Annotated in this window: 31 protein-coding genes and 1 tRNA gene; 22 read left to right on the top strand and 10 right to left on the bottom strand. The window is 59.2% G+C overall.

Annotated elements, in window-relative coordinates:
* From nrdR to EXR36_09225, 3 genes are all read left to right on the top strand, one after another.
* Nucleotides 1–442 (top strand): transcriptional repressor NrdR (gene nrdR, locus EXR36_09235; GenBank protein ID MSQ59802.1); only part of this gene is annotated, 442 nt, incomplete at its 5' end.
* Between the two features lie 186 nt (nt 443–628).
* Nucleotides 629–1,708, top strand: a complete 1,080-nt coding sequence (gene ribD / locus EXR36_09230) for a bifunctional diaminohydroxyphosphoribosylaminopyrimidine deaminase/5-amino-6-(5-phosphoribosylamino)uracil reductase RibD (protein MSQ59801.1) — start codon at nt 629–631, stop codon at nt 1,706–1,708.
* 161 nt (nt 1,709–1,869) lie between these two features.
* Nucleotides 1,870–2,457, top strand: a complete 588-nt coding sequence (locus EXR36_09225) for a riboflavin synthase (GenBank protein MSQ59800.1) — start codon at nt 1,870–1,872, stop codon at nt 2,455–2,457.
* A 10-nt stretch (nt 2,458–2,467) separates the two neighbouring features.
* Here EXR36_09225 and EXR36_09220 read toward each other — a convergent pair whose 3' ends face one another.
* Together EXR36_09220 and EXR36_09215 are read right to left on the bottom strand one after the other, a co-directional pair.
* A complete protein-coding gene (locus EXR36_09220; protein MSQ59799.1) occupies nt 2,468–4,048 on the bottom strand; it encodes a hypothetical protein in 1,581 nt (526 codons plus the stop codon).
* Between the two features lie 27 nt (nt 4,049–4,075).
* Nucleotides 4,076–4,363, bottom strand: coding sequence for a hypothetical protein (locus EXR36_09215; protein MSQ59798.1), 288 nt, complete (start codon nt 4,361–4,363; stop codon nt 4,076–4,078).
* 128 nt (nt 4,364–4,491) lie between these two features.
* Between EXR36_09215 and ribB the strand changes: the two genes are divergently transcribed.
* Genes ribB through EXR36_09180 form a run of 7 tightly spaced genes read left to right on the top strand, consistent with a single transcriptional unit; the run spans nt 4,492 to nt 9,209 of the window.
* Entirely contained in the window at nt 4,492–5,616 is a 1,125-nt protein-coding gene (ribB, locus tag EXR36_09210; protein MSQ59797.1) for a 3,4-dihydroxy-2-butanone-4-phosphate synthase, read from the top strand.
* Nucleotides 5,617–5,643: 27 nt separating this feature from the next.
* Complete coding sequence (locus tag EXR36_09205) at nt 5,644–6,123, top strand: 6,7-dimethyl-8-ribityllumazine synthase (GenBank protein ID MSQ59796.1); 480 nt, start codon at nt 5,644–5,646, stop codon at nt 6,121–6,123.
* Nucleotides 6,110–6,580, top strand: coding sequence for a transcription antitermination factor NusB (gene nusB / locus EXR36_09200; protein ID MSQ59795.1), 471 nt, complete (start codon nt 6,110–6,112; stop codon nt 6,578–6,580). The genes EXR36_09205 and nusB overlap by 14 nt, the downstream gene beginning before the upstream one ends.
* Before the next feature lie 5 nt (nt 6,581–6,585).
* Nucleotides 6,586–7,065 carry a 2-C-methyl-D-erythritol 2,4-cyclodiphosphate synthase gene (locus EXR36_09195; protein ID MSQ59794.1) on the top strand — a complete coding sequence of 160 codons (480 nt, stop codon included), beginning with the start codon at nt 6,586–6,588 and terminating at the stop codon, nt 7,063–7,065.
* A complete protein-coding gene (thpR, locus tag EXR36_09190) occupies nt 7,052–7,591 on the top strand; it encodes an RNA 2',3'-cyclic phosphodiesterase (protein ID MSQ59793.1) in 540 nt (179 codons plus the stop codon). The genes EXR36_09195 and thpR overlap by 14 nt, the downstream gene beginning before the upstream one ends.
* Before the next feature lies 1 nt (nt 7,592).
* Nucleotides 7,593–8,522 (top strand): glyoxylate/hydroxypyruvate reductase A, encoded by a 930-nt coding sequence (locus EXR36_09185; GenBank protein ID MSQ59792.1) that lies wholly within the window; start codon nt 7,593–7,595, stop codon nt 8,520–8,522.
* 27 nt (nt 8,523–8,549) lie between these two features.
* Complete coding sequence (locus tag EXR36_09180) at nt 8,550–9,209, top strand: pyridoxamine 5'-phosphate oxidase family protein (protein MSQ59791.1); 660 nt, start codon at nt 8,550–8,552, stop codon at nt 9,207–9,209.
* A 103-nt stretch (nt 9,210–9,312) separates the two neighbouring features.
* Here EXR36_09180 and EXR36_09175 read toward each other — a convergent pair whose 3' ends face one another.
* Nucleotides 9,313–10,308 (bottom strand): SPFH/Band 7/PHB domain protein, encoded by a 996-nt coding sequence (locus EXR36_09175; protein ID MSQ59790.1) that lies wholly within the window; start codon nt 10,306–10,308, stop codon nt 9,313–9,315.
* An 89-nt stretch (nt 10,309–10,397) separates the two neighbouring features.
* On the bottom strand, nt 10,398–10,835 hold the full coding sequence (locus EXR36_09170) for an NfeD family protein (GenBank protein ID MSQ59789.1): 438 nt from the start codon (nt 10,833–10,835) through the stop codon (nt 10,398–10,400).
* A 127-nt stretch (nt 10,836–10,962) separates the two neighbouring features.
* Between EXR36_09170 and EXR36_09165 the strand changes: the two genes are divergently transcribed.
* Nucleotides 10,963–11,039: transfer RNA gene (locus EXR36_09165), tRNA-Arg, on the top strand.
* A gap of 66 nt (nt 11,040–11,105) precedes the next feature.
* Complete coding sequence (locus EXR36_09160; GenBank protein ID MSQ59788.1) at nt 11,106–11,867, top strand: hypothetical protein; 762 nt, start codon at nt 11,106–11,108, stop codon at nt 11,865–11,867.
* On the opposite strand, the gene EXR36_09155 is transcribed toward EXR36_09160, so the two are convergent.
* Together EXR36_09155 and gnd are read right to left on the bottom strand one after the other, a co-directional pair.
* Nucleotides 11,658–12,215 carry a hypothetical protein gene (locus EXR36_09155; GenBank protein MSQ59787.1) on the bottom strand — a complete coding sequence of 186 codons (558 nt, stop codon included), beginning with the start codon at nt 12,213–12,215 and terminating at the stop codon, nt 11,658–11,660. The two genes, EXR36_09160 and EXR36_09155, sit on opposite strands and share 210 nt — an antisense overlap.
* The gene (gnd, locus tag EXR36_09150; protein ID MSQ59786.1) at nt 12,212–13,144 is read right to left on the bottom strand and encodes a decarboxylating 6-phosphogluconate dehydrogenase; all 933 of its coding nucleotides are present in this window, start codon (nt 13,142–13,144) and stop codon (nt 12,212–12,214) included. The genes EXR36_09155 and gnd overlap by 4 nt, the downstream gene beginning before the upstream one ends.
* 74 nt (nt 13,145–13,218) lie before the next feature.
* Between gnd and EXR36_09145 the strand changes: the two genes are divergently transcribed.
* Entirely contained in the window at nt 13,219–13,680 is a 462-nt protein-coding gene (locus EXR36_09145; protein MSQ59785.1) for a MaoC family dehydratase, read from the top strand.
* On the opposite strand, the gene EXR36_09140 is transcribed toward EXR36_09145, so the two are convergent.
* Nucleotides 13,677–14,162: a DUF4405 domain-containing protein gene (locus tag EXR36_09140; GenBank protein MSQ59784.1), complete on the bottom strand. Its 486-nt coding sequence runs from the start codon at nt 14,160–14,162 to the stop codon at nt 13,677–13,679. The genes EXR36_09145 and EXR36_09140 overlap by 4 nt on opposite strands.
* A 44-nt stretch (nt 14,163–14,206) precedes the next feature.
* Nucleotides 14,207–14,743, bottom strand: a complete 537-nt coding sequence (locus tag EXR36_09135) for an FMN-binding protein (protein ID MSQ59783.1) — start codon at nt 14,741–14,743, stop codon at nt 14,207–14,209.
* A gap of 200 nt (nt 14,744–14,943) precedes the next feature.
* On the opposite strand from EXR36_09135, the gene EXR36_09130 reads away from it, so the two are divergent.
* The 7 genes from EXR36_09130 to EXR36_09100 all read left to right on the top strand — a co-directional run bounded on the left by EXR36_09130 (nt 14,944) and on the right by EXR36_09100 (nt 21,249).
* Entirely contained in the window at nt 14,944–15,381 is a 438-nt protein-coding gene (locus EXR36_09130) for an acyl-CoA thioesterase (GenBank protein MSQ59782.1), read from the top strand.
* Nucleotides 15,382–15,463: 82 nt separating this feature from the next.
* On the top strand, nt 15,464–16,675 hold the full coding sequence (locus EXR36_09125; protein ID MSQ59781.1) for an acyl-CoA dehydrogenase: 1,212 nt from the start codon (nt 15,464–15,466) through the stop codon (nt 16,673–16,675).
* A 188-nt stretch (nt 16,676–16,863) separates the two neighbouring features.
* Nucleotides 16,864–17,310 (top strand): (2Fe-2S)-binding protein, encoded by a 447-nt coding sequence (locus EXR36_09120; GenBank protein ID MSQ59780.1) that lies wholly within the window; start codon nt 16,864–16,866, stop codon nt 17,308–17,310.
* Nucleotides 17,311–17,320: 10 nt separating this feature from the next.
* On the top strand, nt 17,321–19,534 hold the full coding sequence (locus EXR36_09115) for a xanthine dehydrogenase family protein molybdopterin-binding subunit (protein ID MSQ59779.1): 2,214 nt from the start codon (nt 17,321–17,323) through the stop codon (nt 19,532–19,534).
* Between the two features lie 128 nt (nt 19,535–19,662).
* The gene (locus EXR36_09110; GenBank protein MSQ59778.1) at nt 19,663–20,688 is read left to right on the top strand and encodes an XdhC family protein; all 1,026 of its coding nucleotides are present in this window, start codon (nt 19,663–19,665) and stop codon (nt 20,686–20,688) included.
* Nucleotides 20,689–20,898, top strand: coding sequence for a hypothetical protein (locus EXR36_09105; protein MSQ59777.1), 210 nt, complete (start codon nt 20,689–20,691; stop codon nt 20,896–20,898).
* Nucleotides 20,899–21,249: a Uma2 family endonuclease gene (locus EXR36_09100; GenBank protein ID MSQ59776.1), complete on the top strand. Its 351-nt coding sequence runs from the start codon at nt 20,899–20,901 to the stop codon at nt 21,247–21,249.
* On the opposite strand, the gene EXR36_09095 is transcribed toward EXR36_09100, so the two are convergent.
* Nucleotides 21,250–22,434, bottom strand: coding sequence for an acyl-CoA dehydrogenase (locus EXR36_09095; GenBank protein MSQ59775.1), 1,185 nt, complete (start codon nt 22,432–22,434; stop codon nt 21,250–21,252). It lies immediately after the preceding gene.
* A 497-nt stretch (nt 22,435–22,931) separates the two neighbouring features.
* Between EXR36_09095 and EXR36_09090 the strand changes: the two genes are divergently transcribed.
* Together EXR36_09090 and EXR36_09085 are read left to right on the top strand one after the other, a co-directional pair.
* Entirely contained in the window at nt 22,932–23,573 is a 642-nt protein-coding gene (locus EXR36_09090) for a hypothetical protein (GenBank protein MSQ59774.1), read from the top strand.
* A 24-nt stretch (nt 23,574–23,597) separates the two neighbouring features.
* Nucleotides 23,598–24,062, top strand: coding sequence for an HlyD family efflux transporter periplasmic adaptor subunit (locus EXR36_09085; GenBank protein MSQ59773.1), 465 nt, complete (start codon nt 23,598–23,600; stop codon nt 24,060–24,062).
* Between the two features lie 105 nt (nt 24,063–24,167).
* Here the strand turns inward: EXR36_09085 and EXR36_09080 are convergent.
* The coding region (locus EXR36_09080; protein ID MSQ59772.1) for a two-component system response regulator GlrR at nt 24,168–24,942 on the bottom strand (775 nt) is incomplete at its 5' end.

Below are 24,942 nucleotides of genomic sequence, written 5' to 3'. Positions count from 1 at the left end.
GGACTCGCGCGTGAGCGAGGAGGGCGACAGCATTCGCCGGCGCCGCCGCTGTGCCGCTTGCGACAAGCGCTTCACCACGTACGAAACCGTGGAGCTGCGCATGCCTTCGTTGGTCAAGACGAACGGCAACCGCGAAGAATTCGACGCGCAAAAACTTCGCACCGGTTTCGCCCGCGCGTTGCACAAACGCCCTGTCCCCACGGAGTACGTGGATGCCGCCATCGAGCGCATCCGGCAAAAGCTCCTCAGCTTGGGCGAGCGTGAAGTACCATCCCGTAGTGTGGGGGAAATGGTCATGAAGGAACTCTACAAACTCGACAAGGTGGCCTACATCCGCTTCGCCTCCGTGTACAAGGATTTTCAGGACGTGGAGGATTTCCGCGATGTGCTGAAGGAAGTGGGCAAGCCGGGGGCGCGCAGAAGGGCGAGAGGGGCGGCGTGAGAGGGAGGAGGGAGGTGGGAGGAGTGCCCGCCAGTTCGTGGTAATTCCGAGGGTTAAGGGTAAGGGCACTAGGGCGTGCTCTACGCGTTTGACATTGCCGGTTCGTAACGCGCACCCATTACTCCTCCCTCCTCCCCCCTCCCTCCTCCCTTGATTCAGATGTTTTCCTTCTCCGACCACCAACACATGGCGCGCGCTCTGCAACTGGCGGAGCGCGGCCTCTACACCACTACGCCGAATCCCCGCGTGGGTTGCGTGCTGGTGCGAGACGGCGTGGTGGTGGGCGAGGGCTGGCATGAGCGTGCGGGCGAAGCGCACGCGGAGATTAATGCATTACGGGTGGCGGGCGTGCGGGCCAAGGGCGCGACGGCGTTTGTGAGCCTGGAACCGTGCAGCCATCATGGCCGCACCCCGCCATGCGTGGATGCGCTAATCGCGGCCGGCGTGAAGCATGTTATCGCTGCCATGCAAGATCCAAATCCCTTGGTGGGCGGACAGGGCTTGGCGAAGCTACGCGCGGCGGGCATCGAAACGCAATGCGGGCTCATGGCGGCCGAGGCCGCCGAACTCAACCAAGGCTTCGTGTCTCGCATGACGCGCGGCCGGCCCTTTCTGCGCATGAAGGTCGCTGCGAGCCTCGATGGCCGAACGGCTCTCAAAAACGGCATGAGCCAATGGATCACGGGACCGGAGGCGCGCAAGGACGGCCACCACTTTCGCGCGCGCTCTTGCGCCATCATGGCTGGCATCGGTACGTTGAAAGACGACGATCCAAGGCTTACCGTTCGCGCTGTTCCCACCACACGCCAGCCCACGAGAATCGTGGTGGACAGCAACCTGCAAGTGCCGCTCACCGCGAAGATCTTCGATGGGGGCCCGGTTCTCATCGCGACTGCGGTGAGCAATTCGGAGAAAACTCGGGCTCTGCAAGAAAAGGGCGCCGAGGTCTTAAAGGTTCCCAACGCCGAGGGAAAGGTCGATCTTCCCGGTTTGATGCGCGAACTGGCCAAACGGGAAATGAACGAGATTCTGGCCGAATCGGGCAACCGGCTCCACGGGGCCTTGCTCAAGGCAGGGTTAGTGGATGAGCTACTGGTCTATCTCGCGCCTCACTTGCTGGGAGATTTCGGCCGGGGGATGTTCGCCTTGGGTGAGCTGACGGCCCTCTATCAACGAATCGGTCTCGATATTTTCGATGTGCAGCGGGTCGGGAACGATTGGCGATTCATGGGACGGGTATTACCGCTGCTCGTATCGGAAACCTAGCCGTTCGCCCCGAGCCAGCCGAAGAGCAGACATTTGAAAGATGAACATATCTAGCCGTTCGCCCTGAGCGAAGTCGAAGGGTGGACGGCGGACTGAACCGGTCGCGTACGAAATTGCGATACCCTTATAACTATCGTCCAACCACCGTTCCTCTCGCCGAAATGTTCACCGGAATCATAGAAGCCCAAGGCACGATCACTCAATCCACACCTTTGGAAAAAGGACAGCGCCTGCATATCGCCAGCGCCGGTCTCGATCTCGCGGACGTAAAGATCGGCGACAGCATCGCGGTCAATGGCTGTTGTCTGACCGTGGTGAACTTCGGTGGGGGCGGCTTTGAAGTGGATGTCTCCAGGGAAACTCTAGACTGCACCGCGGGACTCGCGCTGGGTAGCGACGTGAATCTGGAAAAAGCATTGAGACTCTCAGACCGTCTGGGTGGTCATCTGGTCACGGGGCACGTGGATGGTGCCGGAGAAGTCACTCGCTTCGAACGGCTAGGTGAAAGCTGGTTGCTGGAAGTGCGCGCACCGAAAGATCTCGCCAAATACATCGCGCGCAAGGGATCCATCACCGTGAATGGCGTGAGTTTGACGGTCAACCATGTGGATGAGGATCACTTCGATGTGAACCTGATTCCACACACGGTGGAGGTTACCAACCTAAAAGAACTCAAGGTAGGTGTGTTGGTGAATCTTGAGATTGACCTTATTGCCCGCTACGTGGAGCGGCTGGCCGCGACTGACTAGATGGGCGAACTTACTTCGGTTCGTCAAAAATATTGATCCCGGCTTTTCGCAGGCCGTCGACTATGCGAGCAGTCAGTTGCGGCGAGAAGTTATACATACGAAAATCTTCTCGCGCTCGGGATGATGCATAGTTCGGCATTAGCCTTAGAAGTTCCGCGGCGGACGATTTCGCGTCTTCAAGCCGTCCGAGTTGAGCGTAAGCGACGACTGGCAGGACGTGAGACCAATAGATTCTTGGGGCGGCCGCCCTCATCTTGAGAGCGGTGGTTAGAGCCTGTTGGTCATCTCCGGAACGAAAGTGGTAGAAAAACTGTGGAGCGTAGTACCACCAGGGTGGATTGGGATTAAGCGCGAGCGCGCGATCATTGAGTTCTTTTCCTCGCTCCCATTGACCTGAGTAGGAGATGTAGACAGAGGCACCCGCAAGAACCGCTGTGTTGTTTAGATTTAGTCCTACCGCACGTTCTGCCTGCGGCAAAAATTCATCGAACTTTCGCTGGACGAAGAGCGCTCGTGCCAAAAACCAATTTCCCATTTGGTTTGACGGGTCCAGTGTGATGCTTCGGCGCGCAGCTTCCACTGCTCTTTCTACCGAATTGGGCCGCGGATTGAAGTGAAAAAGATACTCGTCCACGTAAACCAATGCCAGCCATGCCCAGGCATCAGAGTAGGAAGGATCGGTTTTGACTGCTTCCTCCAGGCAATCCCTGGTGATATTGTGATCGAGGGGATCGAAAGTAACAAAGTAGGCTTTAGCTTTGAGCACGCATTCGTAGGCGCTGAGGGCAACATTGCCACTTCGGCTGGCTTCACTCATTGCGGTTTGGGAGATCATTCCCCGCAGCGGGTCGCCGATTTTCGATACGACTTTGGATGTCAGTTCATCCTGTATGGAAAAGATACTGTTCGCAGTGAGATCTCGGTCATAGTTCTCCGCCCAAAGATGCATCCCATTTCTAGCGTCGAGTAACTGAGCCGTGACGCGGATGCGGGACTGGTCTCGCCTCACACTACCTTCAAGTATGTATTGCACGCCCAGATTTTTTCCAACCTCCCGCACGTCCACCGACTTGCCCTTGAATTGGAAAGTGGAGTTACGGGCGATTACAAACAGATCGTTGAAACGGCTCAAGGCAGTGATAATGTCCTCCGAGATGCCATCGCTGAAGTAGTCGTCATCCTTGTTGCCACTTAGATTATTGAACGGCAGGACTGCGATGGATGGTCCCTTCGGTAGCGCAAGGGCAGGTCCTTTTGCTTGATCCGGCGGCAAGACAGGTGCCGTTGATTGCTTATGGAGGATCCCGGCCGACAAGGCTGCGATGAGCACTGCCGCGGTTGCGATTCCGATCAAGAGCGGCCGTTTGCGAGACGGTGGCGAAGGAGACCTACCCCGAGCTTCCTGCCACGGCAGCCGAAGCCGGTAAATCTGCATGGGAGCAGCAATGTTCTTGAGGTTTTGTGGCCCGAGGTCCTCCAGCGGAGCATCTATCTTGTTCTGGATCTGGCGGGCCATGTCGTCGGATAGCAGGATATCGCCAGCTTGCGCCAGGGGCTGAATACGGGCCGCGATATTGACGCCATCGCCCATAACCCGTTCGCCCTCAACCACCACATCTCAGACATGTAGCCCGATCCGCACCTGGATTTGCCGTTCTTTCTCGACTGAGGCATTGCGTTCCACCAGCGCTTTCTGAATCGCCACGGCGCTAGAGAACTCCACGAAAAAACCATCACCCACCGCGTCCATTTCCCGGCCGCCAAACTGAACGAACATTCCTCGCAATAAGCGCCGGTGCTCTTCCAGCAACTCGATGGCGAGCATCTCGTTGCGCTGAGCCAGTGCGCTATAACCCACCATGTCGCTGAACATGATGGAGGCAAGACGGCGTTGGGTGGCGGCCATTGAGCTGTGGATTATGAGGGCGTTGGTGAAGCGGCATCATAATCTCGTTTGGGCCGGGCTTAGCGCTTGCATTCCTCTGGCAAAATACCGCTTTGCGTGCTTACGCTTCCCGCGCCGCTCTTATGCCCATGAAACTCAGCACTACCCCCGACATCATCGCCGAGATCAAGGCCGGACGCATGGTGATCCTGGTCGATGAAGAGGACCGGGAGAACGAAGGCGATCTGGTCATGGCGGCCGAGTTCGTCACGCCTGAGGCGGTCAATTTCATGGCGCGGTACGGGCGGGGGCTGATATGCTTGACCCTGACGGAGGCGCGCTGCCGCCAGCTCGATCTACCTTTAATGGTGGCGAAGAACCGCTCCCAGATGGGAACGAACTTCACGGTCTCCATCGAAGCCGCGCAGGGTGTGACCACTGGTATCTCGGCTGCGGACCGGGCCACTACCGTGAAGGCGGCGGTGAGGAAAGACGCGAAGCCCGCGGATATCGTGCAACCGGGCCATATCTTTCCCTTGATGGCGCAAACCGGCGGTGTACTGGCCAGGGCAGGGCACACCGAAGCGGGCTGCGATCTGGCGGCCCAGGCGGGGGTTGAGCCGGCGGCGGTGATTTGCGAAATACTCAAGGATGATGGCGAAATGGCACGCTTGCCGGACTTGCTCGATTTCGCAACCCAGCATTCCCTGAAAGTGGGCACTATCGCCGATCTAATCCATTATCGCAGCCGAACGGAATCGCTGGTGGTGCGCGAAATGGAGCGGGGACTGGAAACCATGCATGGCCGCTTCACCGTTCACGCTTATCGCGACGTCACTTCGCGCGACGTGCACTTAGCCATTGTTCGCGGCACTATCGTCGCGGGCGAGGAAACGCTGGTGCGGGTGCATGAACCGTTCTCCGCCGTCGATTTGCTGGATGCGGCGAGCACTGCCCACTCCTGGAATTTGAACGATGCCCTGCGAACTATCGCCGCCGCCGAGCGTGGCGTGGTGGTGCTGCTGCACCGGGACGAGAGCGGTGACGAGCTGATAGAGCGCCTACAAACCAAAGGCGGCCCAGTGGCGCGGAAGATGGATTTTCGGGCCTATGGCATTGGCGCGCAAATTCTTCGAGATTTGGGCGTGACGCGGATGAAGCTGCTGGGCGCGCCGCGCAAGATGCCCAGCATGACGGGCTTCGATTTGGAGGTAACGGGCTATTTGGTGCCCAGCGATGCACTACCCGTAGTCACATCCATCAAACGGAAATAACAAACTTACTCAAGGCAACTAACGACTGTGGCGAATTTTGAAGGCATTAAAGAGTTGGAAGCATCCATCGAGGGCGATGGACTGCGAATCGGTATCGTGACCAGCCGTTTCAATGGCGAGATCACCGAAGGGCTACTCAATGCCTGCATCGAGGAATTGAACAAACTAGGCGTGCCCCCGGGCAATATCACGATGGCCAGCGTGGCGGGCGCCTTGGAAATTCCCTTGGCGTTGCAGCGGATGGCGCACACGGATCTCTTCGACGCGCTAGTGGCGCTGGGCGCGGTAGTCCGCGGCGAGACCTATCACTTCGAAATCGTGGCCAATAATTCTGCACAAGGAGTGAGCACGGTGCAAATGGAAACAGGCGTGCCCATCGCCAACGGTATCCTCACCACGGACGATGAAGACCAAGCGCTCGCCCGCATGAGCGCCAAGGGCGCGGAAGCCGGCCGGGTAGCGGTGGAGATGGCTAACTTACTGAGGCAAATCGATGACGAGTGCTGAGGCGCTGCCTAAGCGGCGCGTGCCGGCGAGAGGCGGGCGCCGGCGCTCGCGCGAGCTGGCATTGCAGGGCTTGTACCAGTGGTTGCTCAACGATACTTCCGCCGCGGACTTGCTGGAGCAATTGCGAGCGGGTGAAGAACATGCCCAAGCGGACGATGCGTACTTGGCCATACTGATCAAGGGGACCACCGCGCAAGCGGTTGCCTTGCGCGGCAAGCTGGTTCCCCATCTGGATCGCGAAGTTCAGCAGTTGAGCCCGGTGGAGCATGCCATCTTGTTGCTGGGTGCCTACGAGCTTCATGCATGTCCCGATGTGCCCTACAAGGTTGTCATCAACGAAGCCGTGGAGTTAGCCAAGATTTTCGGCGGCACCGACGGGCACAAATATATCAACGGCGTGCTCGACCGGCTGGCGCCGGAGTTGCGCCCGAACGAACCTGGACTATCGAGAAGTTAGTGGGATTGCGCGTTGGTCACGGCTACGATGTACACCGGCTGGCAGTGGGCCGCAGGCTGGTCATCGCGGGCGTGGACATTCCACATGATCGCGGCTTGCTGGGGCACTCCGATGCCGATGTGCTCGTCCACGCCCTGTGCGACGCGCTGCTCGGAGCTGCGGCGCTGGGAGATATCGGGACGCACTTTCCCGATAGCGACGCGCGCTACGCGCAAGCCGATAGCCGGGGGCTGTTAAGAGAGGTTGCCAGCATGCTAGGCGCTCGCGGCTATCGCGTGAGTAATGTGGATAGCACGGTGATCGCGCAAAGACCCAAGCTTGGCCCGTACATCGCGGCCATGGTTGCCAATATCGCCGCGGACCTTGGAGTGGACGCCTCGCAGGTCAGCGTCAAGGCCAAGACCAACGAGGGTATCGGCCACCTGGGACGTGCCGAGGGTATCGCGGCGCACGCGGTGGCGCTCATCGAGAATGCCGGCGGTTGACCAGCAACGGTTGTTCTTCGCTCTGTGGCCGGACGACTTGTGCCGCGAGCGGATGGTCCGGGAGGCGAAAAAACTGCACGAGGTTTTTGGCGGGCGAATTACCCGCCGCGAATCCATACACATGACCTTGGTGTTTCTAGGCGAGATATCCGCGGATCAAGCGCAAGCGATGCACGCAACTGGCGAGCGTACAAGGATGCAAAGTTTCTCCTTGCACATGGCGGGCGCGGGATGCTGGGCGCACAACCGCATCGCTTGGCTCGCTCCCGCCGTTACACCCGAACCGCTCGCGCGGCTGGTGAAAGACCTGCGCCGTAACGCGCGCGACGCTGGGATCGTGATCGAACGGCGACCCTTCACGCCCCACGTGAGCTTGTTGCGCAATGCGCAGTGCCGCCCGGTGGAAACCAAGATCCCGCTTTTTGAATGGCGCGTGCAAGATTTCGTGCTGGTGCGCTCGCGGCGCGACGCCGGTACATCCCATTACGAAATACTGGCTCGCTGGCCGGCAGACGGGATCACTTAACGTGGCGCTTCTGTTCTACAGCAAGATCGACGCGCAAGAACCTTGGAGCCTGGTGTTGGCGAAGGCTTTTCCCCATATCGAGTTCAGGGCCTGGCCGCAAATTGGGGCTCCCGAAGATATTCGTTATGCCTTGGTGTGGAATCCCCCTCCTGGCTTGCTCGCAACGCTTCCCAACTTGAGGGCGATCCTGGTCTTGGGTGCTGGCGTGGACGGGCTGTTGCAGGATCCCACGTTGCCGGGGCGGGTGCCGGTCCTGCGCTTGGTGGATGCCGGTCTCAAGGACCAGATGACGGAGTATGGTCTTTACGCCGTGCTGCATTTCCACCGCGACATGCCCTACTACCAAAGCAGGCAGCGCGAGGGACGCTGGCAGCCCAGAGCGGCAGTTCCGGTCGCGCACCGCCGCGTGGGGGTGATGGGGTTGGGCGTGCTAGGCGCGGACTTGGCGCGTGCCCTGGCAAGAATGGGATTTCAGGTCCACGGCTGGAGCCGTTCGCCGCGCCGGATCGAGGGCGTGGCGATATTTCAGGGCGAGCAAGGCATGCGGGAATTTCTTGGGAGCAGCCAGATCCTCGTCAACCTGTTGCCGCTGACACCACAGACGCAGGGTATCCTCAACTCCGAGATTTTTTCGCGGTTGCCTGCTGGCGCCGCGGTCATCAACTTGGCGCGCGGCGGGCATCTGGTGGAAGAAGATTTATTGGCGGCCCTCGATAGCGGGCACCTAAGCGGCGCGATGCTGGACGTGTTCCAGCACGAGCCCTTGCCAAGGGAGAACCCGCTTTGGCCGCACCCGAAGGTCTTCATCACCCCGCATATTTCGGCGCAGACGGTCACTGAGTTGGCGGAAGGCCAGGTGATCGAGAACATTCGCAGAATCGAGCGCGGCGAGCCGCCGCATGGTGTGGTGTACCCGGATCGGGGATACTGAGCGTCGATTCTTCAATGGTCTCAGCAAATGCCCGACATCAAGAAAACATCTAGATCCCGCGTCAAGCGCAAGCACTACCGGGGCAACTACGACTTCGATACGGTGGCCGCCATACTGGACGCCGGTTTTATTTGCCACGCAGGCTATAACATCGAAGGCAAGCCCTACGTCACGCCCACTTCCTACTGGCGCGAAGGCGAGCACGTGTACTGGCATGGGTCGAGTGCTAGCCGCATGTTGCGCGAACAATCGAAGAGTATCGATGTGTGCTTTACCGTCACCCATGTGGATGGTTTGGTGATGGCGCGCTCGGCCTTCAATCACTCCATCAACTACCGCTCGGTGATGCTATTCGGCGTGGCCGAGAAAGTGGAAGCGGAAGACGAGAAGTCGCGGGTTCTGGAAATTTTCACCGAGAAATTGTTTCCAGGCCGCTGGAAAGAACTGCGGCCAGTGACGAAGAAGGAACTCAAGGCCACCACCGTTCTCCACATGCTCATCGAGGAAGGTTCGGCGAAGATTCGCACGGGCGACCCTGGCGACGACGAGGAGGATTACGCATGGCCGGTGTGGGCGGGGGTGGTGCCGTTGTCCGTGACAGCATCGCAAGCAGTGCCCTGTCCGCGGTTGTTAGAGGGGACAGCGGTGCCGAAGTATTTGAAGCCAGTGTGGAAGATAAAACCTTAAGGGAGGCGGGAGGAGGGAGGAGTAACCCCAATGCTGTGCTTAGCCGTTCGCCCTGAGCTTGTCGAAGGGTGATCCCAACCTTCCCCCATCGCGGAAAGGGACACTACGCAGCAGTGGCTGGCGGCGATTTCGTGCGGTCCAATATCGTCATGGCCGAGGCCACCACGGAGGAAATATCCGATAGGTTGCTGGGTACGATCAGCGTGTTGTTGGTCTTGGCGAAATGCGAGAAGGCGTTGATGTATAGCTCGGCCACTTTCAAATTAGCCGCATCCATGCCGCCCTTGTCGCCCAGCGCATTGGCTACCACGCGCACCGCGTTGGCGGTGGCTTCCGCCATGAGTTGCACCGCCATGGCGTCGCCTTGAGCCTTGTTGATGGCGGCGGTTTTCGCGCCCTCGGACTTCAATATCGCCGATTGCTTCTCGCCTTCGGTCAAGTTGATCTCTTCTTGTTTCTGGCCCTCGGATTTGGCGATGAGGGCGCGTTTCTCCCGCTCCGCCGTGATCTGCTGCTGCATCGCGCGCAGTATGGATTCCGGGGGTGTCAGATTCTTCACTTCATAACGTAGGACTTTCACGCCCCAGGAGCGGCCGGCCTCGTCTAGCACGCTGACGATGCGTTTGTTGATGTCCTCGCGGCTTTCCAACGTGCGGTCCAATTCCATGCGTCCCACTTCCGAGCGCATCGTGGTTTGCGCAAGCTGGGTGATGGCCATGATGAAGTCCGAAGTGCCGTAGCTCGCGAGCTTGGGATCCGTGATCTGGAAATAGAGCACCCCATCCACGGAAAGCTGGGTGTTGTCCTTGGTGATGCACACTTGCTCGGGAACGTCGAAGGGCACTTCCTTCAGCGAATGGCGGTAAGCCACGCGGTCGATGAAGGGGACGATGATGCGCAGCCCGGGTTCGAGCGCTTGATGAAACCTGCCAAAGCGCTCCACCACCCAGGCGTTTTGTTGCGGCACGATCCGCACACCCTCGACGATGAAGGCCACCGCCAAGGCAACGATCAGGAAAGGCAGAAAGTAGGGCCGTGTGTCCGCAAAGAAAAAGATCACCGCAGAGAGAAAGACGATGATCACTAGCTTGGGAAACATGCTCATCTCCTGTTTCTTGATTGGGGGTGGGTTGGCCCTGGCTGGCGGGTTGAGCTGGGTCCTCGCGGGCGGAAGATTTTGCGCGGCCATCAGCGTTTCGCCTTGGATACAGTGAGCTGGTTACCGGAAATTTCCGTGATGTAGAACACCTCTTGCGGGGTGCCGGAAAACTCCCCCTCGATCTTAGCGTCCCATGAAGCGCCGCGATAACTTACGCGCGCCAGCCGGTCGGCTTCGCTGACCCAACTCTCCCAGCGCACTGCCTGGCCCAGATCCAATGAGGGCATTTTGGGTTGTTCCTTGGACTGATTATGTCTTCGAACCCAAAGCGCCCCGAGTACCGCGACCAGGGCGGCGAGAATCGTCTGGATCTCTGCTCCCAACCCCACGAAGCTGGCCGCCGCACCTGCCATGCAGGCCAATCCCAGCACGAGCAGATAGAAAGTGCCCGTGACCAATTCGGCCACGATGAGGATCAGCCCGGTGCCCACCCAAAGCAAGGAAGAGTTCATGGACGGCTCATTCATTGCACTCGATTAGGCTAGGTTAGCATGTCATGCCGGGCTCGAAGCCTACGCTTGCAGCTCCCTTTAGGTAATTTGCTCCGGAGGCTTCGACTTGCCCTGATCGGCTCTGCTACAATCCGCGCCCGCTGCGCCCGTAGCTCAGTTGGATAGAGTACTTGGCTACGAACCAAGGGGTCGGGAGTTCGAATCTCTCCGGGCGCGCCACAACGAGGCTTGGAGCAATCCAGGCCTTTTTTGTTTATTCGTTCCCCGCCGCAACAGGAGGGCACCATGGAACACCCCATCAACCATCTCAAACGCAATCTGCGCGCGGGAAAGGTGCAGATTGGCTGTTGGCTGAGCCTGGGTAATGTGATCGCGGCGGAAATTTGCGCGGCGGCGGGGTTCGATTGGGTGTTGATCGACATGGAGCACGCCCCTAACGATCTTCCTCAGGTCCAAAGCCAATTGCTGGCCGTATCCGCCTACGCGGCAAGTCCCATCGTGCGCTGCCCGTGGAACGACATGGTGACCATCAAGCGGCTGCTCGATGGGGGTGTGCAAAGCCTGCTCATTCCATACGTTCAGAACGAGGAGGAAGCGCGCCGGGCAGTGGCTTCAGTGCGCTATCCGCCCCATGGGATGCGAGGTGTGTCCACGGGTTCGCGGTCCAGCCGCTACGGGCGCGTGAAGGATTATCTGCACCATGCTCACGAGGAGATCTGCGTCATCGTGCAGATCGAGACCCGGCAGGGCTGGAACAACATCGAAAAGATCGCCGCCGTGGACGGAATCGACGGTTTGTTCGTCGGGCCGCAGGACTTCGCGTGCGATCTGGGCCAGCTAGGCAACCCAGGCCACCCCGAGGTCCAATCGGCCATCGCGGACGTAATCACCCGAACCAAGAAAACCGGCAAGGCACCGGGGATCTTGTACTTCGAGGAGGCGGGGGCGAAGAAATGGATAGGGCTGGGTGCTAAGATGATTGCCGTTACCTCCGATTCGGCGATGCTGGTGCGGGAATCGAGCTCGATCGCGGGGCGGTTCAAGTAGGGGAAGATGGCGGCCAGGAGGGCGGGGGCCCCTGTTGACGATCGAACGCGGATGGCGCAGGCTGGGAATTCCTTGGGCGATGCGATCCCTGTAGCGCTGCTTCAACGCCGAGCATGCGAGCACGCAGCTCCCGCCCTGGGATGAAATTTCCTTCAGCAGGGCGTTCAAGCGATCCAGCCAAGGCCAGCGGTCTTCGTCCTGGAGGGGAGTTCCCACGCCCATCTTGGCGATGTTTTCCGAGGAGTGGTAGTTGTCCGCGTCCAGGAACTTCCAGCCCTGGGAATCCGCGTAGAACTGGCCAACCGCGGTCTTGCCGCAGCCTGATACCCCCATGATGACCACGATCATGTCTTGCCGTCGCCGCCTTGGGCTTGTACGGCGTGCCCGCCAAAACCCGCCCGCATCATGGCCAGCAGTTTGGAGCCGTAGTCGTCCTTCCCCTGGCTGGCGAAACGCGCCATGAGGGCGAGGCTCATCACCGGCGTAGGCACGCCCAGCTCGATGGCTTCCACGGCGGTCCAGCGTCCTTCGCCGGAATCGGCTACTACCGGCTTGATTTGCTCCAGGGCGGTGTCGCGCTGGAGAAACTCCGCCGTGAGATCCAGCAACCAGGAGCGCACCACGCTGCCGTGGCGCCACATTTCCGAAATGGCGGCAATGTCGAGGTTCATCTCGGTCTTGGCACGCATCAGGGCAAAACCTTCGGCGAAGGCTTGCATCATTCCGTACTCGATACCGTTGTGGACCATTTTCACGAAGTGCCCCGCGCCCACGGGTCCGCAATGCAGCCATCCGCGATCAGGCCCGGGCGCCAGTATTCGCACGAAGGGCTCCAGGCGGACGAAGGCCTCCTGGCTGCCGCCCAGCATGAGGGCGTAACCTTCCTTCAATCCCCAGATGCCACCCGATACGCCGGCGTCCATGAAGCCGATTCCGTGCTCGGCCAATTGGGCGGCATGGCGCTGGGAATCTCGGTAATTGGCGTTGGCGCCGTCGACCACCAGATCTCCGGGGGCGAGTTGAGCCACGAGGGCGGCCAGGGTGTCATCGCTGATCTGGCCGGCAGGCAGCATCATCCAGATGATTCGAGGCCGCGATAGGGAAGCAAGCAGCGAAGCGTGATCATCGAAGAGTTTGATCCTGGCTTCGCCTTCGAGGGCACCTCGCGCCACGGGACTCACATCGAAGGCGTGTACCGAGACACCGCCGCGCGCCAAGCGCCGCGCCATGTTCGCGCCCATGCGGCCGAGCCCCACTATCGAGATTTGTTGCGTCATCTTATTTTTCCCCGGGTAACGGACAAGACATTCCACTTCGTATAATCCCACGCTTTCCACGGGGACTGACGAGCATGGCTAAGATAACAATAAATGGCACCGGCGATTTGCGCGCCCGCGTGGGCGAGGAGATCGTGCTCAGTGAATGGTTGGAAATGACGCAAGCGCGCATTGACCAGTTCGCCGAAGCCACGGGCGATCATCAGTGGATTCATGTGGACGCGCAGCGTGCCCAGCGCGAATCGCCATTCAAAGCGCCCATCGCTCACGGCTTCTTGACCATGTCGTTACTGAGCAAATTCCTGGGGGATTGCCTGGAGTTCACGGGCACCAAGATGGGGGTGAACTACGGCTTCAACCGGCTGCGCTTCACCGATCCCGTGCCCGTGGGGGCGCGCATTCGCGCGCGTTTCCGTTTGGACAAGCTTGAGGATATCCCGGGCGGAGTGCAATTGATCTGGGGAGTGGGCGTCGAGCGCGAAGGCAGCGGCAAACCTTGCCTAGTGGCCGAGTGGGTGACGCGGCGATACTTCTAATGCGGCCGCTTGGGCGGCACCGCGGGTTTGCGCCAATGCAGTTTCTTGCGCAGGTTACCTGGGCGTTCGGCACGCCCGCGCCACACGTGGACGCCGATGATGACGGGAGCCGCCATGCCCAGCACCCAATGCACGAGGCTGATAATGGGGCGCGCCGTCTCTCCTCCGAAGTAGTAGAGCATATAGCCGCTCACCACCAGGATCAAGTTGAAACTCACGAATGCGACGCCCGTGGGAATGTTGCGGCCGATGCACCACGCTGTTTCCATGTGGCTCAGCAACAAGGTTCCGAGCAAGAACAAGAACACCATGACGGCGGCGCCGTGGATCTTGAGCCACCAAGGTTCGAGAGGATGTATGGTGGGGCCGAACTCGCCCTCGATCTTCACGAAGTAATGGAACAAGACCCATAGCGCGCCCGAGACGAAGAGCACCCCGAAAACACTGTAGATCCACGCCTGGTGGCGGAAGGACAAGCGCATGGAAACCTACCGGGAACCGTGGTAGGGAAGGGTGGCTAAGGACCTCACCTCAATACGACTTCATGCAGCGCGAGCAACCGTCGCACGCCTTCGGTGACATGGCGGCACGACATGGTCGCATCGGTGATGTTCTTGATGTGCTTGTTGAGGATGAGACTCTCATCGAGACTCTTGCCCACGAATTGCGCGCGCCAGCGCGGATTGCGAATTTCGAAGCCGTGGGTTTCGCGGTAATCCAGCACTTCCACCTGCTTCACTTTGCCATCGGCGGTGATGGCTACCGCGTAGGTGATGAGTTCGTGCTTGCCCCAGACTTCATCCACGAAGAAAAACCCCACGAGCTTGCCGTCCTTTTCCACGCGCCATACTTTGTGATCGGGAATGCGCACGGACACGCCCGAAACTATCTCCACGGATTTCTTCTGCTCGTCATTCAAGGACACGTGCGCGGCTGTGAAGGTGGCGTCTGGAAACATGAGCTTCTGGGCGTCTTCGGCCTTCATGTACTGAATCGCGTAACAAGCGCTGCTCCCGGCGAACACCAAGGCGGGCGGTGCGAGCCATCGAAAAAGATCGTTCATGAGTGAGTTATTGCGGGCGAGGCCAGCGCTAGTGCCAGCTTAGTGTAGGGAATGGTTGAACGGTTATTCGGCATAACTTTTTCAGCAAGTCCTGCGGATGCCAATGAGAAGTGTACTTCAATGTAAAGGGCGGGAATGAGCGGCGCGTTGGAGACCTTCCATTGGCACCTATAATCGCTGCCTTTATCCGGTCCCGGTACATGGCACATCAAGACTTTTCCCTCAAGCATTGCATGCGAGTGCGCTGGGCCGAGGTGGACCGGCAAGGCATCGTGTTCAATGGGCATTACTTGGCCTACTTCGACGTAGCCATCACTGAATACTGGCGTGCCCTGGGCTACCCCTATCCGGATGCGCTCTTGGCCCGCGATTGCGATATGTTCGTGGTGAAAGCCACGGTTGAATATCACGCACCGGCCCGCTACGACGATCTCTTGGAGGTCTGTGCCCGGGTGGGCCGCCTGGGGAGCAGTAGTATTAAGTTCCTGATGGAGATTCATCGCGGCGCCGAGCACCTTGTTTCGGGCGAGGTGATCTACGTAAATGCTGATCCCACGGAGCGCAAGCCAAAACCGGTGCCAGATTTTTTGCGCGAGGCGATCTGGCAATTCGAAGTGGTCACCCCGGCGCGCAAGTGAACATGGTGGCGTCGGCCAACCGAGTAGAATCGCTTCTCATAAATCACGACGCAACCACAACGCAACCACAACGGACCAAGCAATGGAATTCAACTACTCCGCGAAAGTACAGAAGCTGCAAGCCGAACTGACGGCCTTCATGGACGAGTACATCTATCCCAACGAGGCGGTCTACCACGCTCAAGTGGCGCAAGGCGACCGCTGGCAACCCGTGGCAATCATCGAGGAGTTGAAGAAACACGCCAAGGCGAAGAAGCTGTGGAATCTTTTTCTGCCCGAGTCCGAGTACGGCGCGGGGCTAAAAAACGCGGAGTACGCACCCCTGTGCGAAATCATGGGGCGCGTGCACTGGGCGCCGGAAGTGTTCAACTGCTCGGCACCGGATACCGGCAACATGGAGGTATTCGCGCGCTATGGCACGGAAGAGCACAAGAAAAAATGGCTGGCTCCCTTGTTGAATGGCGAGATTCGCAGTTGCTTTGCCATGACCGAACCGGGGGTCGCTTCCTCGGATGCCACCAACATCGAAAGCCGCATCGAACGCCAGGGCGATCACTACGTCATCAACGGGCGCAAGTGGTGGTCCTCGGGCGCGCCGGATCCGCGCTGCAAGATCTTCATCTTCATGGGCAAGTCCGATCCCAATAATCCGGACCGGTACAAACAACAATCTATGATTCTGGTGCCGCGCGATGCGCCAGGAGTCAAGGTGCTGCGCTGGCTACCCGTATTTGGCTACGACGATGCGCCGCACGGACACGCCGAGGTGGCGTTCGAGAACGTCAAGGTGCCCGCCTCCAATCTATTGCTGGGAGAAGGGCGCGGCTTCGAGATTGCCCAGGGCCGCTTGGGCCCAGGCCGTATTCACCATTGCATGCGGTTGATCGGACAATCCGAGCGCGCGCTGGAGACGATGTGCAAACGATTGCAGGCTCGCGTGGCCTTTGGCAAGCCGGTTTCCGAGCAAAGTGTATGGCACGAACGCATCGCGGAAAGCCGCATCATGATCGACCAAGCGCGCCTGCTGACACTCAAGGCCGCCCACATGATGGATACCGTGGGCAACAAGGCCGCGAAGGCGGAAATTGCCATGATCAAGGTGGTGGCGCCCAATGTGGCCACGCAAATCATCGATTGGGCCATCCAGGCTCATGGCGGAGGAGGGGTGAGCGACGATTTCGGCCTTGCGTACGCCTATGCTCATGCGCGCACGCTACGCCTAGCCGACGGTCCCGACGAAGTGCACCGCAATCAAATTGCTCGCATTGAATTAAAGAAGTACCAGCATCGGTAGAAAGAGCGGCGCATTGCTGGAATGCTGCATTGAAGCATTCGCGTTGGAGCATTCAAGTTAGAGTTTTATAACACATGTTTCACGGAAGTTGTTGAAAGCGTCACATTGTTGGTGTACTTTTCGGCCGCTGCACTTATCTCATTCGCAGTAGTTCGTCCAAAACCCATCTCGAAGGGGGAGTAATTTATATGGCAATTTCATTTTCCGTTAACGGCAAGCAGCAAACCGTCGACGTCTCACAAGACACGCCGCTCCTATGGGTGCTGCGTGACACGCTGGGGCTGACGGGTACGAAGTTCGGGTGTGGCAAAGCCTTGTGCGGTGCCTGTACAGTTCATCTCAATGGCATGGCAATACGTTCTTGCCAGACCCCAGTTGGGTCGATCGGTGGCCAGAAAATCACCACGATCGAAGGCTTGGGCGGCAAGCACGCGGTGCAAAAAGCTTGGATCGCTCTCGATGTTCCACAATGTGGCTATTGCCAGCCAGGACAGATGATGTCAGCCGCTGCGCTTCTGGCCGGCAACAAAAATCCCTCCGACTCGGATATAGATGCAGCGATGTCAGGAAATATCTGCCGTTGCGGAACCTATCCACGGATTCGCGCGGCCATCAAAGCCGCCGCTAAGGCTTAAGGGGGAAAACATGGATACGATCAAGAACCAATCTCGTCGTGATTTCGTAAAAGTTTCCGCGGTTGCCGGTGGTGGTGTAGCCCTGGGCTTCTACCTGCCAGGCCGTGGAGTGCTAGCGGACCATCATGGCGGACACGCCTCGCCCAATGCTTGGATCAAGGTTGGCGGGGATAACAGCATCACCATAATGTGCGCCCGGTCGGAAATGGGCCAAGACGTCTACACTTCTCTGGCCATGCTGGTCGCGGAAGAGTTGGAAGTCGATATCAACAAGGTCAAGGTCGAGTTCGCGCCTCCGGCCGAGGTCTACATCAACTCGCTTCTGGGCGGTCAACTCACCGGCGGTTCCACCTCGGTGCGCGACGGCTGGGAGAAGTTGCGCAAGGCCGGTGCTTCCGCTCGCATGATGATGGTGGCCGCTGCCGCCAAGCAGTGGGGTGTGGATGCCGCGCAATGCAAGGCTTCTGGGGGTGTCATCCTCGGGCCAGGCGGCAAGCGTGTCAACTACGGCATGGTTGCCGCGGCTGCCGCGCAGATGGAGCCACCCAAGGACGTTCCGCTCAAGCCCGTCAGTGCCTTCAAAGTGGTGGGCAATGCCAAGCAGAAGCGTTTGGATACTCCCGCCAAGGTGATGGGTACCGCGCAGTTCGGTATCGATACCCGCGTCCCCGGCATGCTGTACGCCGCCGTGGCGCTTGCGCCCATGATCGGTGGCAAGGTGAAGAGCTACAACGATAAGCGCGCCAAGGCGATGCCTGGCGTGAAATCCGTTGTGCAGTTCAGCCGTGGTGTGGCCGTGGTAGCCGATTCCTATTGGCAAGCCAAGAAGGCCAAGGATCTGTTGATCGTCGATTGGGATGGCGGAGCACTGGCCGACCTCGACATGAACAAGATCTGGGATGGCCTGCGTACCGCTGCCGCCCAACCGGGCGCGACCTTCCGCGAGCACGGCCAGGATCCCGAGTCCGTGATGGGGTCTGCCGCCAAGGTCGTCGAAGCCACCTACCAGTTGCCCTTCATGACGCACTCCCCGATGGAGCCGATGAACACCGTTGCTCACGTAACGGCGGACAAAGCGGTCATCATCACCCCTACTCAGTTCCAGCAGTTGATCCCGCACGTTGTCGCGGGTGCCACCGGCCTCAAGCCCGAGCAGGTGGAAGTGCAGACCACGTTCCTGGGCGGTGGCTTTGGCCGCCGTGTGGAAGTGGACTACGCCATCGATGCGGCGGAAATCTCCAAGCTGGCGGGTAATGTGCCGGTCAAGATGGTGTGGAGCCGCGAAGACGATATGACTCACGATTCCTATCGCCCCGCGGGCCTGTACACGATGAAAGCCGGACTGGATTCGAGCGGCAAGATCACCGCCTTCCGTTTCCACTCCACCAGCCCCTCGATCTCGGCCCGTTTGTTCCCGAGCATCGTGAAGGATGGCATCGACCCCTTCGCGTTGGAAGGTATCGACAACATTCCCTACGCCGCACCCAACATGAAGCTGACTTACCAAATGCACGATACGGGTGTCACCCCCGGATACTGGCGCGCGGTGAGCCATAACCTGAACGCTCCGGCGCTCGAGGGCTTCATCGACGAGTTGGCTGCTGCCGCGGGCAAGGATCCTATCGACTTCCGTTTGGCGAACCTCCAGCTTGCTGAAGAAAAGCATGCTTGGTCCGGTTTGTCCGCCGGTAAGACCGTGGGTCCTCGCGTCAAGAAAGTGCTGGAAGAGCTCAAGGTCAGAGCAGGCTGGAGCGGACCTGCCTCCGGTGGTGGCAAGGGCCGTGGCGTTGCCGTGATGGAAGGCTACAACAGCGTAATCGGCATGGTGGTGGATGTCACCCTATCTGCTGGCAACGATGTGACTGTTGACCGAGTGGTGTCCGTGGTCGATGCCGGCCCCTTGATCCACCCAGATCAGGCGTTGGCTCAGATGGAATCTTGCATCATATTCGGCCAAGGTACCGCGTTGTGGGGCGAGATCACCGTGCAGAACGGGGGTGTTCAGCAAACCAACTTCGATTCGCTGCGTGTCGTTCGCATGAACGAATCGCCCAAGAAGCTGGAAATCCACTTCCTGCCGGCCGCCGAAGGCCAGCCTCCTGGCGGACTGGGCGAGCCCGGTACGCCTGTGCTGACCGCAGCTCTGGTCAATGCAGTCTCCGCCGCGGCGGGCAAGCGTGTTCGCACGCTGCCACTGTCGCAGGAGAACATTTCCGCAGCTTAAAGATTCAGGCGAAGTCAGCCTGAAGTAGAATCCCCCAATGGCCACGCGCTCGCAAGAGCGTGCGGCCGGGTCCGAAAGGGCCGGTTGGGGGATTTTTTATTGCCATTTTTGGGTTGGAGGAGTTTGAGATGGACAGCGTGGATCTTCAGGTACTCAAGAGCGCGCGGGATTGGCTGGCGCAAGGGCGCAAAGTCGTGCTGGCCACCGTGGTGGAAACATGGGGCTCGGCCCCGCGTCCGCCTGGTGCGCTGCTGGCGATCCGAGACGACGGGCAGGTTGCGGGGTCGGTTTCGGGAGGATGCGTCGAGGATGATCTGATCGGCCGTATTCGAAATCACACTCAGAGCCACGATAAACCCGAACTGGTCGTATACGGCGTCTCGAAGGAACAGGCGGCGCGCTTCGGTCTACCCTGTGGCGGGCGCTTGCGCATCGTCCTGGAACCCCTCAACAAGGCACCCTGGCTGGCGCAACTGCTTTTCCGGGTGGCCAACCGTGAGTTGGTTGCTCGCAGCGTAAACCTGGATTCTGGCGTGGTCACGTTATCGCCCGCCCGCCGTGTAGATGTTCTGCAATTCGACGAGAAAACCCTGACGACCATCCATGGTCCGCTGTGGCGCTTAGTCATAATTGGCGCTGGCCAAATATCTCAATACCTCGCGCAAATGGCGCTGGCCTTGGATTACAGCGTGATCGTGTGCGATCCGCGCGAGGAATATGCGGATACGTGGAATGTCCCCGGTAGCGATCTCAATCGCGGCATGCCCGATGATGTCGTGGCGGAACTCAACTTGGATAGCCACAGCGCGGTGGTTGCCGTCACCCACGATCCGAAGCTCGATGACCTGGCATTGCTGGAAGCGCTGAAATCCGCCGCTTTCTACGTGGGCGCCTTGGGTTCCAGAGTGAACACATCCAAGCGCCGCGAGCGTTTGGCGGAGTTCGATCTATCGCGCGCCGAACTGGAGCGCTTGCATGGTCCCGTTGGCCTTCGCATCGGTAGCAAGACGCCACCTGAGATTGCCGTCTCCATCCTCGCCGAAATGACTGCCATACGGCACGGCGTGAATCTCATGACCGTCGGGGACAAGAGCCTGGAGGGTCCTGGCGTGGTCCAGGAAGGGCCTGTTTGCGTGAGTAGCGAGCGAGCTTAGTTGGAAATGGGGACTCTGGAATTCAAAGCCATGTCGGTTCCCGAATTCATCCTGTGGGAGGCCGAACAGGACGAGCGCTACGAGATGGTGGATGGCGAAATTTTCGCCATGACCGTAGGCACTTATGCTCATGACCGAGTTCGGACGAACATAACCGCGGCGTTGGTTCCTCATCTTCGCGGTACCCCATGCCGGGTCATCGGTCCCTAAGTGAAATTGCGCGTGGATGGGCAGTCGCCCGCCTATTATCCAGACCTATTCGTGGTGTGCCGGCAAATCGGTCCTCAAGTCACTGAGATTAATGAAGCGAAGCTGATTTTGGAGATTCTGTCGCCGTCGACGGAAAAGAAGGACCGCGGCGGCAAGTGGATCGAGTATCAAAAATTGGCCATGCTTCAAGAGTACGTGCTGATCGATCCGCAGCGGCGGCGGGTGGAGAGTTTTCGGCGGGAGGACGCGGTGAATTGGCGGTTACATATATGCAGCCAAACCGGGGATGTTCGTTTCGAGAGTCTGGATTTTTCCGTTGCTTTTAGCCAAGTTTTCGAGGACTTGAGCTAGCTAAAACGCGGCGATCCCTGTTTGCGCCCGTCCGAGGATAAGCGCGTGAATGTCATGCGTTCCCTCGTAAGTATTCACCGCCTCCAGATTCATCATGTGGCGAATGACGTGGAACTCATCGGCGATGCCGTTTCCGCCGTGCATGTCGCGCGCGGTGCGAGCGATGTCCAGGGATTTCCCGCAGGAATTGCGCTTGATGAGCGAGATCATCTCCGGTGTTGCGCGTCCTTCGTCCATCAACCTCCCCACGCGCAAGGCGGATTGAAGTCCCAGCGTTATTTCCGTTTGCATGTCCGCCAATTTTTTCTGGATGAGCTGGTTGGCGGCGAGCGGTCTACCGAAAGCGTGGCGGTCCAGTGTGTATTGGCGCGCCGCATGCCAGCAAAATTCCGCCGCGCCTAGCGCGCCCCAGGCGATGCCGTAGCGCGCCTTGTTCAAACAGCCGAAAGGCCCCTTAAGGCCGCTCACGTTGGGCAGAAGATTTTCATCGGGTACGAAGACATCTTCCATCACGATCTCGCCCGTGGAAGATACGCGGAGAGAAAATTTCCCGTGGATTTTCGGTGTCGTGAGACCCTTCATCCCGCGCTCCAGGATGAATCCGCGAATCGCGTCCTGATCATCCTTGGCCCACACCACCAGAACGTCGGCGATGGGCGAGTGCGTGATCCACATCTTGGCACCCTTCAGGATCCAGCCGCCGGAGGTCTTGCGGGCCCGCGTGATCATCGCCCCCGCGTCGGACCCGTAACCGGGTTCGGTAAGACCAAAGCATCCCACCAGATCGCCCTTGGCGAGACCCGGTAAATACTTTTGCCTCTGGGCCTCCGAGCCATAAGCATGGATCGGGTACATCACCAAGCTCGACTGCACGCTCATGGATGAGCGGTAGCTGGAATCCACCCGTTCCACCTCGCGCGCCGCAAGTCCGTAGCACACATGGTTCACCCCCGCACAGCCATATCCATCGAGGGTGGATCCCAACAGGCCTAGGCTTCCCATCTCGCGCAATATCTCCCGGTCGAATTTCTCATGCCGGTGCGCTTCTGTCACACGCGGCAGGAGTTTTTCTTGGGAGTATGCGCGGGCGGAGTCACGCACGAGGCGCTCTTCCTCGGTGAGCTGGTCTTCTAGAAGTAGCGCGTCATCCCATTGAAAAACGAGTTTTTGACCAGTTGCCTTCATAGATGCCGGAGTCCAGTGGGTGGGTGGAATAGGTTTAGGCAGAGCGCTACCCAAGGAAGTATAGCGTTGCGCGCGCTTCGCTCGCGCAGATTCGCTACTGTCGGATTTCTTTACACCGAAGACGACCCTACGACACCCGAATCATAGGCCCTCAAGCGCCGTGCCGCGAGCGAATCTTCTCTAGACACACGTAGATATCCGGAACTTCTTGGAGCGTTCCGCAGTGTCGAGATTTCTTACACTCGATGTGGATGATGGATGAGAGAAGAATGTAACGTGAGGAAAGCGTAGCATTTTGTTTTTAGGCGCCAATATTGCAAAGGCGGCAGCCGGATGGTGCGTCGAAACGTTGGGCGAGACGGTTGCGCGGGCGATCCTGCCACGCATCAGTCATTGCTTGAGGGCGAAGTGACGCGGAAAAAATTAGGTGGTCTCGAAGCTTCGTAATCGGCCGAGATCACGCACAAGCAATCTAGAAACTTACCGGGAGACCTCCCATGACTGACCAAGTCTATAGTGAAGAGCAAGCCAACACCTATACGGCGAGCACGCAAGACAATCCAGAGATTGCGGTGCTGGCTGGCGGGAGCTACGTCATCGTGTGGGACTCCGAGGGGCAAGACGGGGCTGGCACGGGCGTGTATGGCCAGAGCTTCAGCGCTTCGGGGGTACCCCTAGGGCCGGAGTTTCGCATCAACGGTGCTACCAGCACCACGCAAAACGACGCCCATATCGCGGCCACCAGAGATGGCGGATTCATCGTCACGTGGACCGATGCGAGCGGGGTAGACGGCTCCGGGCAGGGAGTCATTGGGCAGCGCTTCGATGCGAGCTGGGTGGCGCAGGGGGCGAACTTCGTGGTGAACACCAGCACCGTGAGCACGCAGAATTCGAGTTCCGTGGCCGGGTACACGGGTGGGTTTGCCGTGGTGTGGATGGCGGACGGCTCGAGCATCGCGGGGTCCTCTTCAGGGGATATCTACATCCGCCGCTTCGACAACGCCGGCAACCAAGTGACGGCGGAGACGCGGGTGAGCACGGTGCCGGGGGCGGGCACGGCGCAAACGGGCACGCAAACCACGCCGGACATCGCGGCGGACCTGCGTAAGAACCAAACCGAGATGTTCGGCTACCTCTAACGCTCCACCGCGACGCGCTACACTCTGGATCAAACGGAGCTGCGAGCCCCCGTGGATGGTACGGTTGTTGGCCTACGCGTGCATACGGCGGGCGGGGTCGTGAGTCCCAGCGAGGTACTTATGGAGGTCGTTCCGGACCGTGACCGGCTCATCGTCGAAGGCAAGGTGGCGCCCGACAACATCGATCGTTTGAGCATCGGATTGCCCACCGGGGTGAAGATCATGGCCTTCAACCAACGCACCACGCCCGAGATGGAGGGAAAGGTCTCCTATGTGTCCGCCGACGCGATACAGGATGAGAAGACCGGCCAGACCTACTTCACGCTGCGCGTGGAAGTGCCGGAGGCGCAACTCAGGCGGTTGGAAAATCATCAGATCCAGCCTGGAATGCTTGCCGACATTTTTGTGCGCACAGGTGAGCGTACCTTCCTTGACTACTTGCTCAAACCCATCACAGAGAGCTTCCAGAAAGCTTGGCGGGAGAGGTAGTGCCAAAAGCCGCCAACCGTAGCGGTAACGTAGCAGATCAAGGACTTTCCCGGCAATGGAAGGGGGCTGGGTAGCGGTCACGCGCAGGGAAGTCCGGCCGAGTTATTACGGATGCACCGCGGGCTTGAACATCGCCGGGGTCAGGTGGTGCCGTTGCAAGAGTTTGTAGAACTCCGTGCGGTTGCGTTTCGCGAGGCGCGCGGCTTGGGCGACGTTGCCGTTGGTGATCTTGAGCAGTTTGGCGAGGTAGTCGCGCTCGAACTCGAAGCGCGCGGCTTCGAAGGAGGTCAGTTCGGAGGGCTTGCCCAGAATGGCATTTTCCACCGCCACGGCATTGATGAGCGGAGTGGTGGCCAGCGCAACCGCTTGCTCCACCACATTGAACAACTCGCGCACGTTGCCTGGCCAGGTGTGCTTGACCAAGAATTCCATCGCATCGGCGGAGAATCCATGAACGTTTTTATGGTAGCGGTCCACGAGTGTTTTAAGGAAGTGATTGGCCAAGGCTGGGATATCCTCGCGGCGCTTGGACAACGGGGGCAAGGAGATCGCCACGACGTGCAAGCGGTAATACAAATCTTCCAGGAAATTTCCCTCGCGAATCGCTTCTTCCAGATTTTTGTGTGTGGCCGAGATGATGCGCACATCGATCTTGACGGATTGCATGGAGCCGATGGGGCGCACCTCGCGCTCTTGCAGAACTCTTAGCAGCTTGACTTGGAGGGGGAGGGGCATGTCGCCGATCTCGTCCAGGAAAACGGTTCCCTTCCCGGCGGATTGAAAGAGCCCCTTGTGCTCCGCGATTGCGCCCGTGAAGGCGCCCTTGGTGTGGCCGAACAATTCGGATTCGAGCAACTGCTCTGGAATCGCGCCGCAATTG

This window comes from Betaproteobacteria bacterium (genome assembly GCA_009693245.1).
In the GTDB taxonomy this organism is placed as follows: domain Bacteria; phylum Pseudomonadota; class Gammaproteobacteria; order Burkholderiales; family SHXO01; genus SHXO01.
This window is presented reverse-complemented; position numbering and strand designations above follow the sequence as displayed.

Bases quoted from the DNA above. Each gene is read 5' to 3' on its own strand.
- ribD (MSQ59801.1), top strand. From the start codon at position 629: ATGGCGCGCGCTCTGCAACTGGCGGAGCGCGGCCTCTACACCACTACG.
- EXR36_09225 (MSQ59800.1), top strand. From the start codon at position 1,870: ATGTTCACCGGAATCATAGAAGCCCAAGGCACGATCACTCAATCCACA.
- EXR36_09220 (MSQ59799.1), bottom strand. From the start codon at position 4,048: ATGGGCGATGGCGTCAATATCGCGGCCCGTATTCAGCCCCTGGCGCAA.
- EXR36_09215 (MSQ59798.1), bottom strand. From the start codon at position 4,363: ATGGCCGCCACCCAACGCCGTCTTGCCTCCATCATGTTCAGCGACATG.
- ribB (MSQ59797.1), top strand. From the start codon at position 4,492: ATGAAACTCAGCACTACCCCCGACATCATCGCCGAGATCAAGGCCGGA.
- nusB (MSQ59795.1), top strand. From the start codon at position 6,110: ATGACGAGTGCTGAGGCGCTGCCTAAGCGGCGCGTGCCGGCGAGAGGC.
- thpR (MSQ59793.1), top strand. From the start codon at position 7,052: ATGCCGGCGGTTGACCAGCAACGGTTGTTCTTCGCTCTGTGGCCGGAC.
- EXR36_09180 (MSQ59791.1), top strand. From the start codon at position 8,550: ATGCCCGACATCAAGAAAACATCTAGATCCCGCGTCAAGCGCAAGCAC.
- EXR36_09175 (MSQ59790.1), bottom strand. From the start codon at position 10,308: ATGTTTCCCAAGCTAGTGATCATCGTCTTTCTCTCTGCGGTGATCTTT.
- EXR36_09170 (MSQ59789.1), bottom strand. From the start codon at position 10,835: ATGAATGAGCCGTCCATGAACTCTTCCTTGCTTTGGGTGGGCACCGGG.
- EXR36_09160 (MSQ59788.1), top strand. From the start codon at position 11,106: ATGGAACACCCCATCAACCATCTCAAACGCAATCTGCGCGCGGGAAAG.
- EXR36_09155 (MSQ59787.1), bottom strand. From the start codon at position 12,215: ATGATCGTGGTCATCATGGGGGTATCAGGCTGCGGCAAGACCGCGGTT.
- gnd (MSQ59786.1), bottom strand. From the start codon at position 13,144: ATGACGCAACAAATCTCGATAGTGGGGCTCGGCCGCATGGGCGCGAAC.
- EXR36_09145 (MSQ59785.1), top strand. From the start codon at position 13,219: ATGGCTAAGATAACAATAAATGGCACCGGCGATTTGCGCGCCCGCGTG.
- EXR36_09140 (MSQ59784.1), bottom strand. From the start codon at position 14,162: ATGCGCTTGTCCTTCCGCCACCAGGCGTGGATCTACAGTGTTTTCGGG.
- EXR36_09135 (MSQ59783.1), bottom strand. From the start codon at position 14,743: ATGAACGATCTTTTTCGATGGCTCGCACCGCCCGCCTTGGTGTTCGCC.
- EXR36_09130 (MSQ59782.1), top strand. From the start codon at position 14,944: ATGGCACATCAAGACTTTTCCCTCAAGCATTGCATGCGAGTGCGCTGG.
- EXR36_09125 (MSQ59781.1), top strand. From the start codon at position 15,464: ATGGAATTCAACTACTCCGCGAAAGTACAGAAGCTGCAAGCCGAACTG.
- EXR36_09120 (MSQ59780.1), top strand. From the start codon at position 16,864: ATGGCAATTTCATTTTCCGTTAACGGCAAGCAGCAAACCGTCGACGTC.
- EXR36_09115 (MSQ59779.1), top strand. From the start codon at position 17,321: ATGGATACGATCAAGAACCAATCTCGTCGTGATTTCGTAAAAGTTTCC.
- EXR36_09110 (MSQ59778.1), top strand. From the start codon at position 19,663: ATGGACAGCGTGGATCTTCAGGTACTCAAGAGCGCGCGGGATTGGCTG.
- EXR36_09095 (MSQ59775.1), bottom strand. From the start codon at position 22,434: ATGAAGGCAACTGGTCAAAAACTCGTTTTTCAATGGGATGACGCGCTA.
- EXR36_09090 (MSQ59774.1), top strand. From the start codon at position 22,932: ATGACTGACCAAGTCTATAGTGAAGAGCAAGCCAACACCTATACGGCG.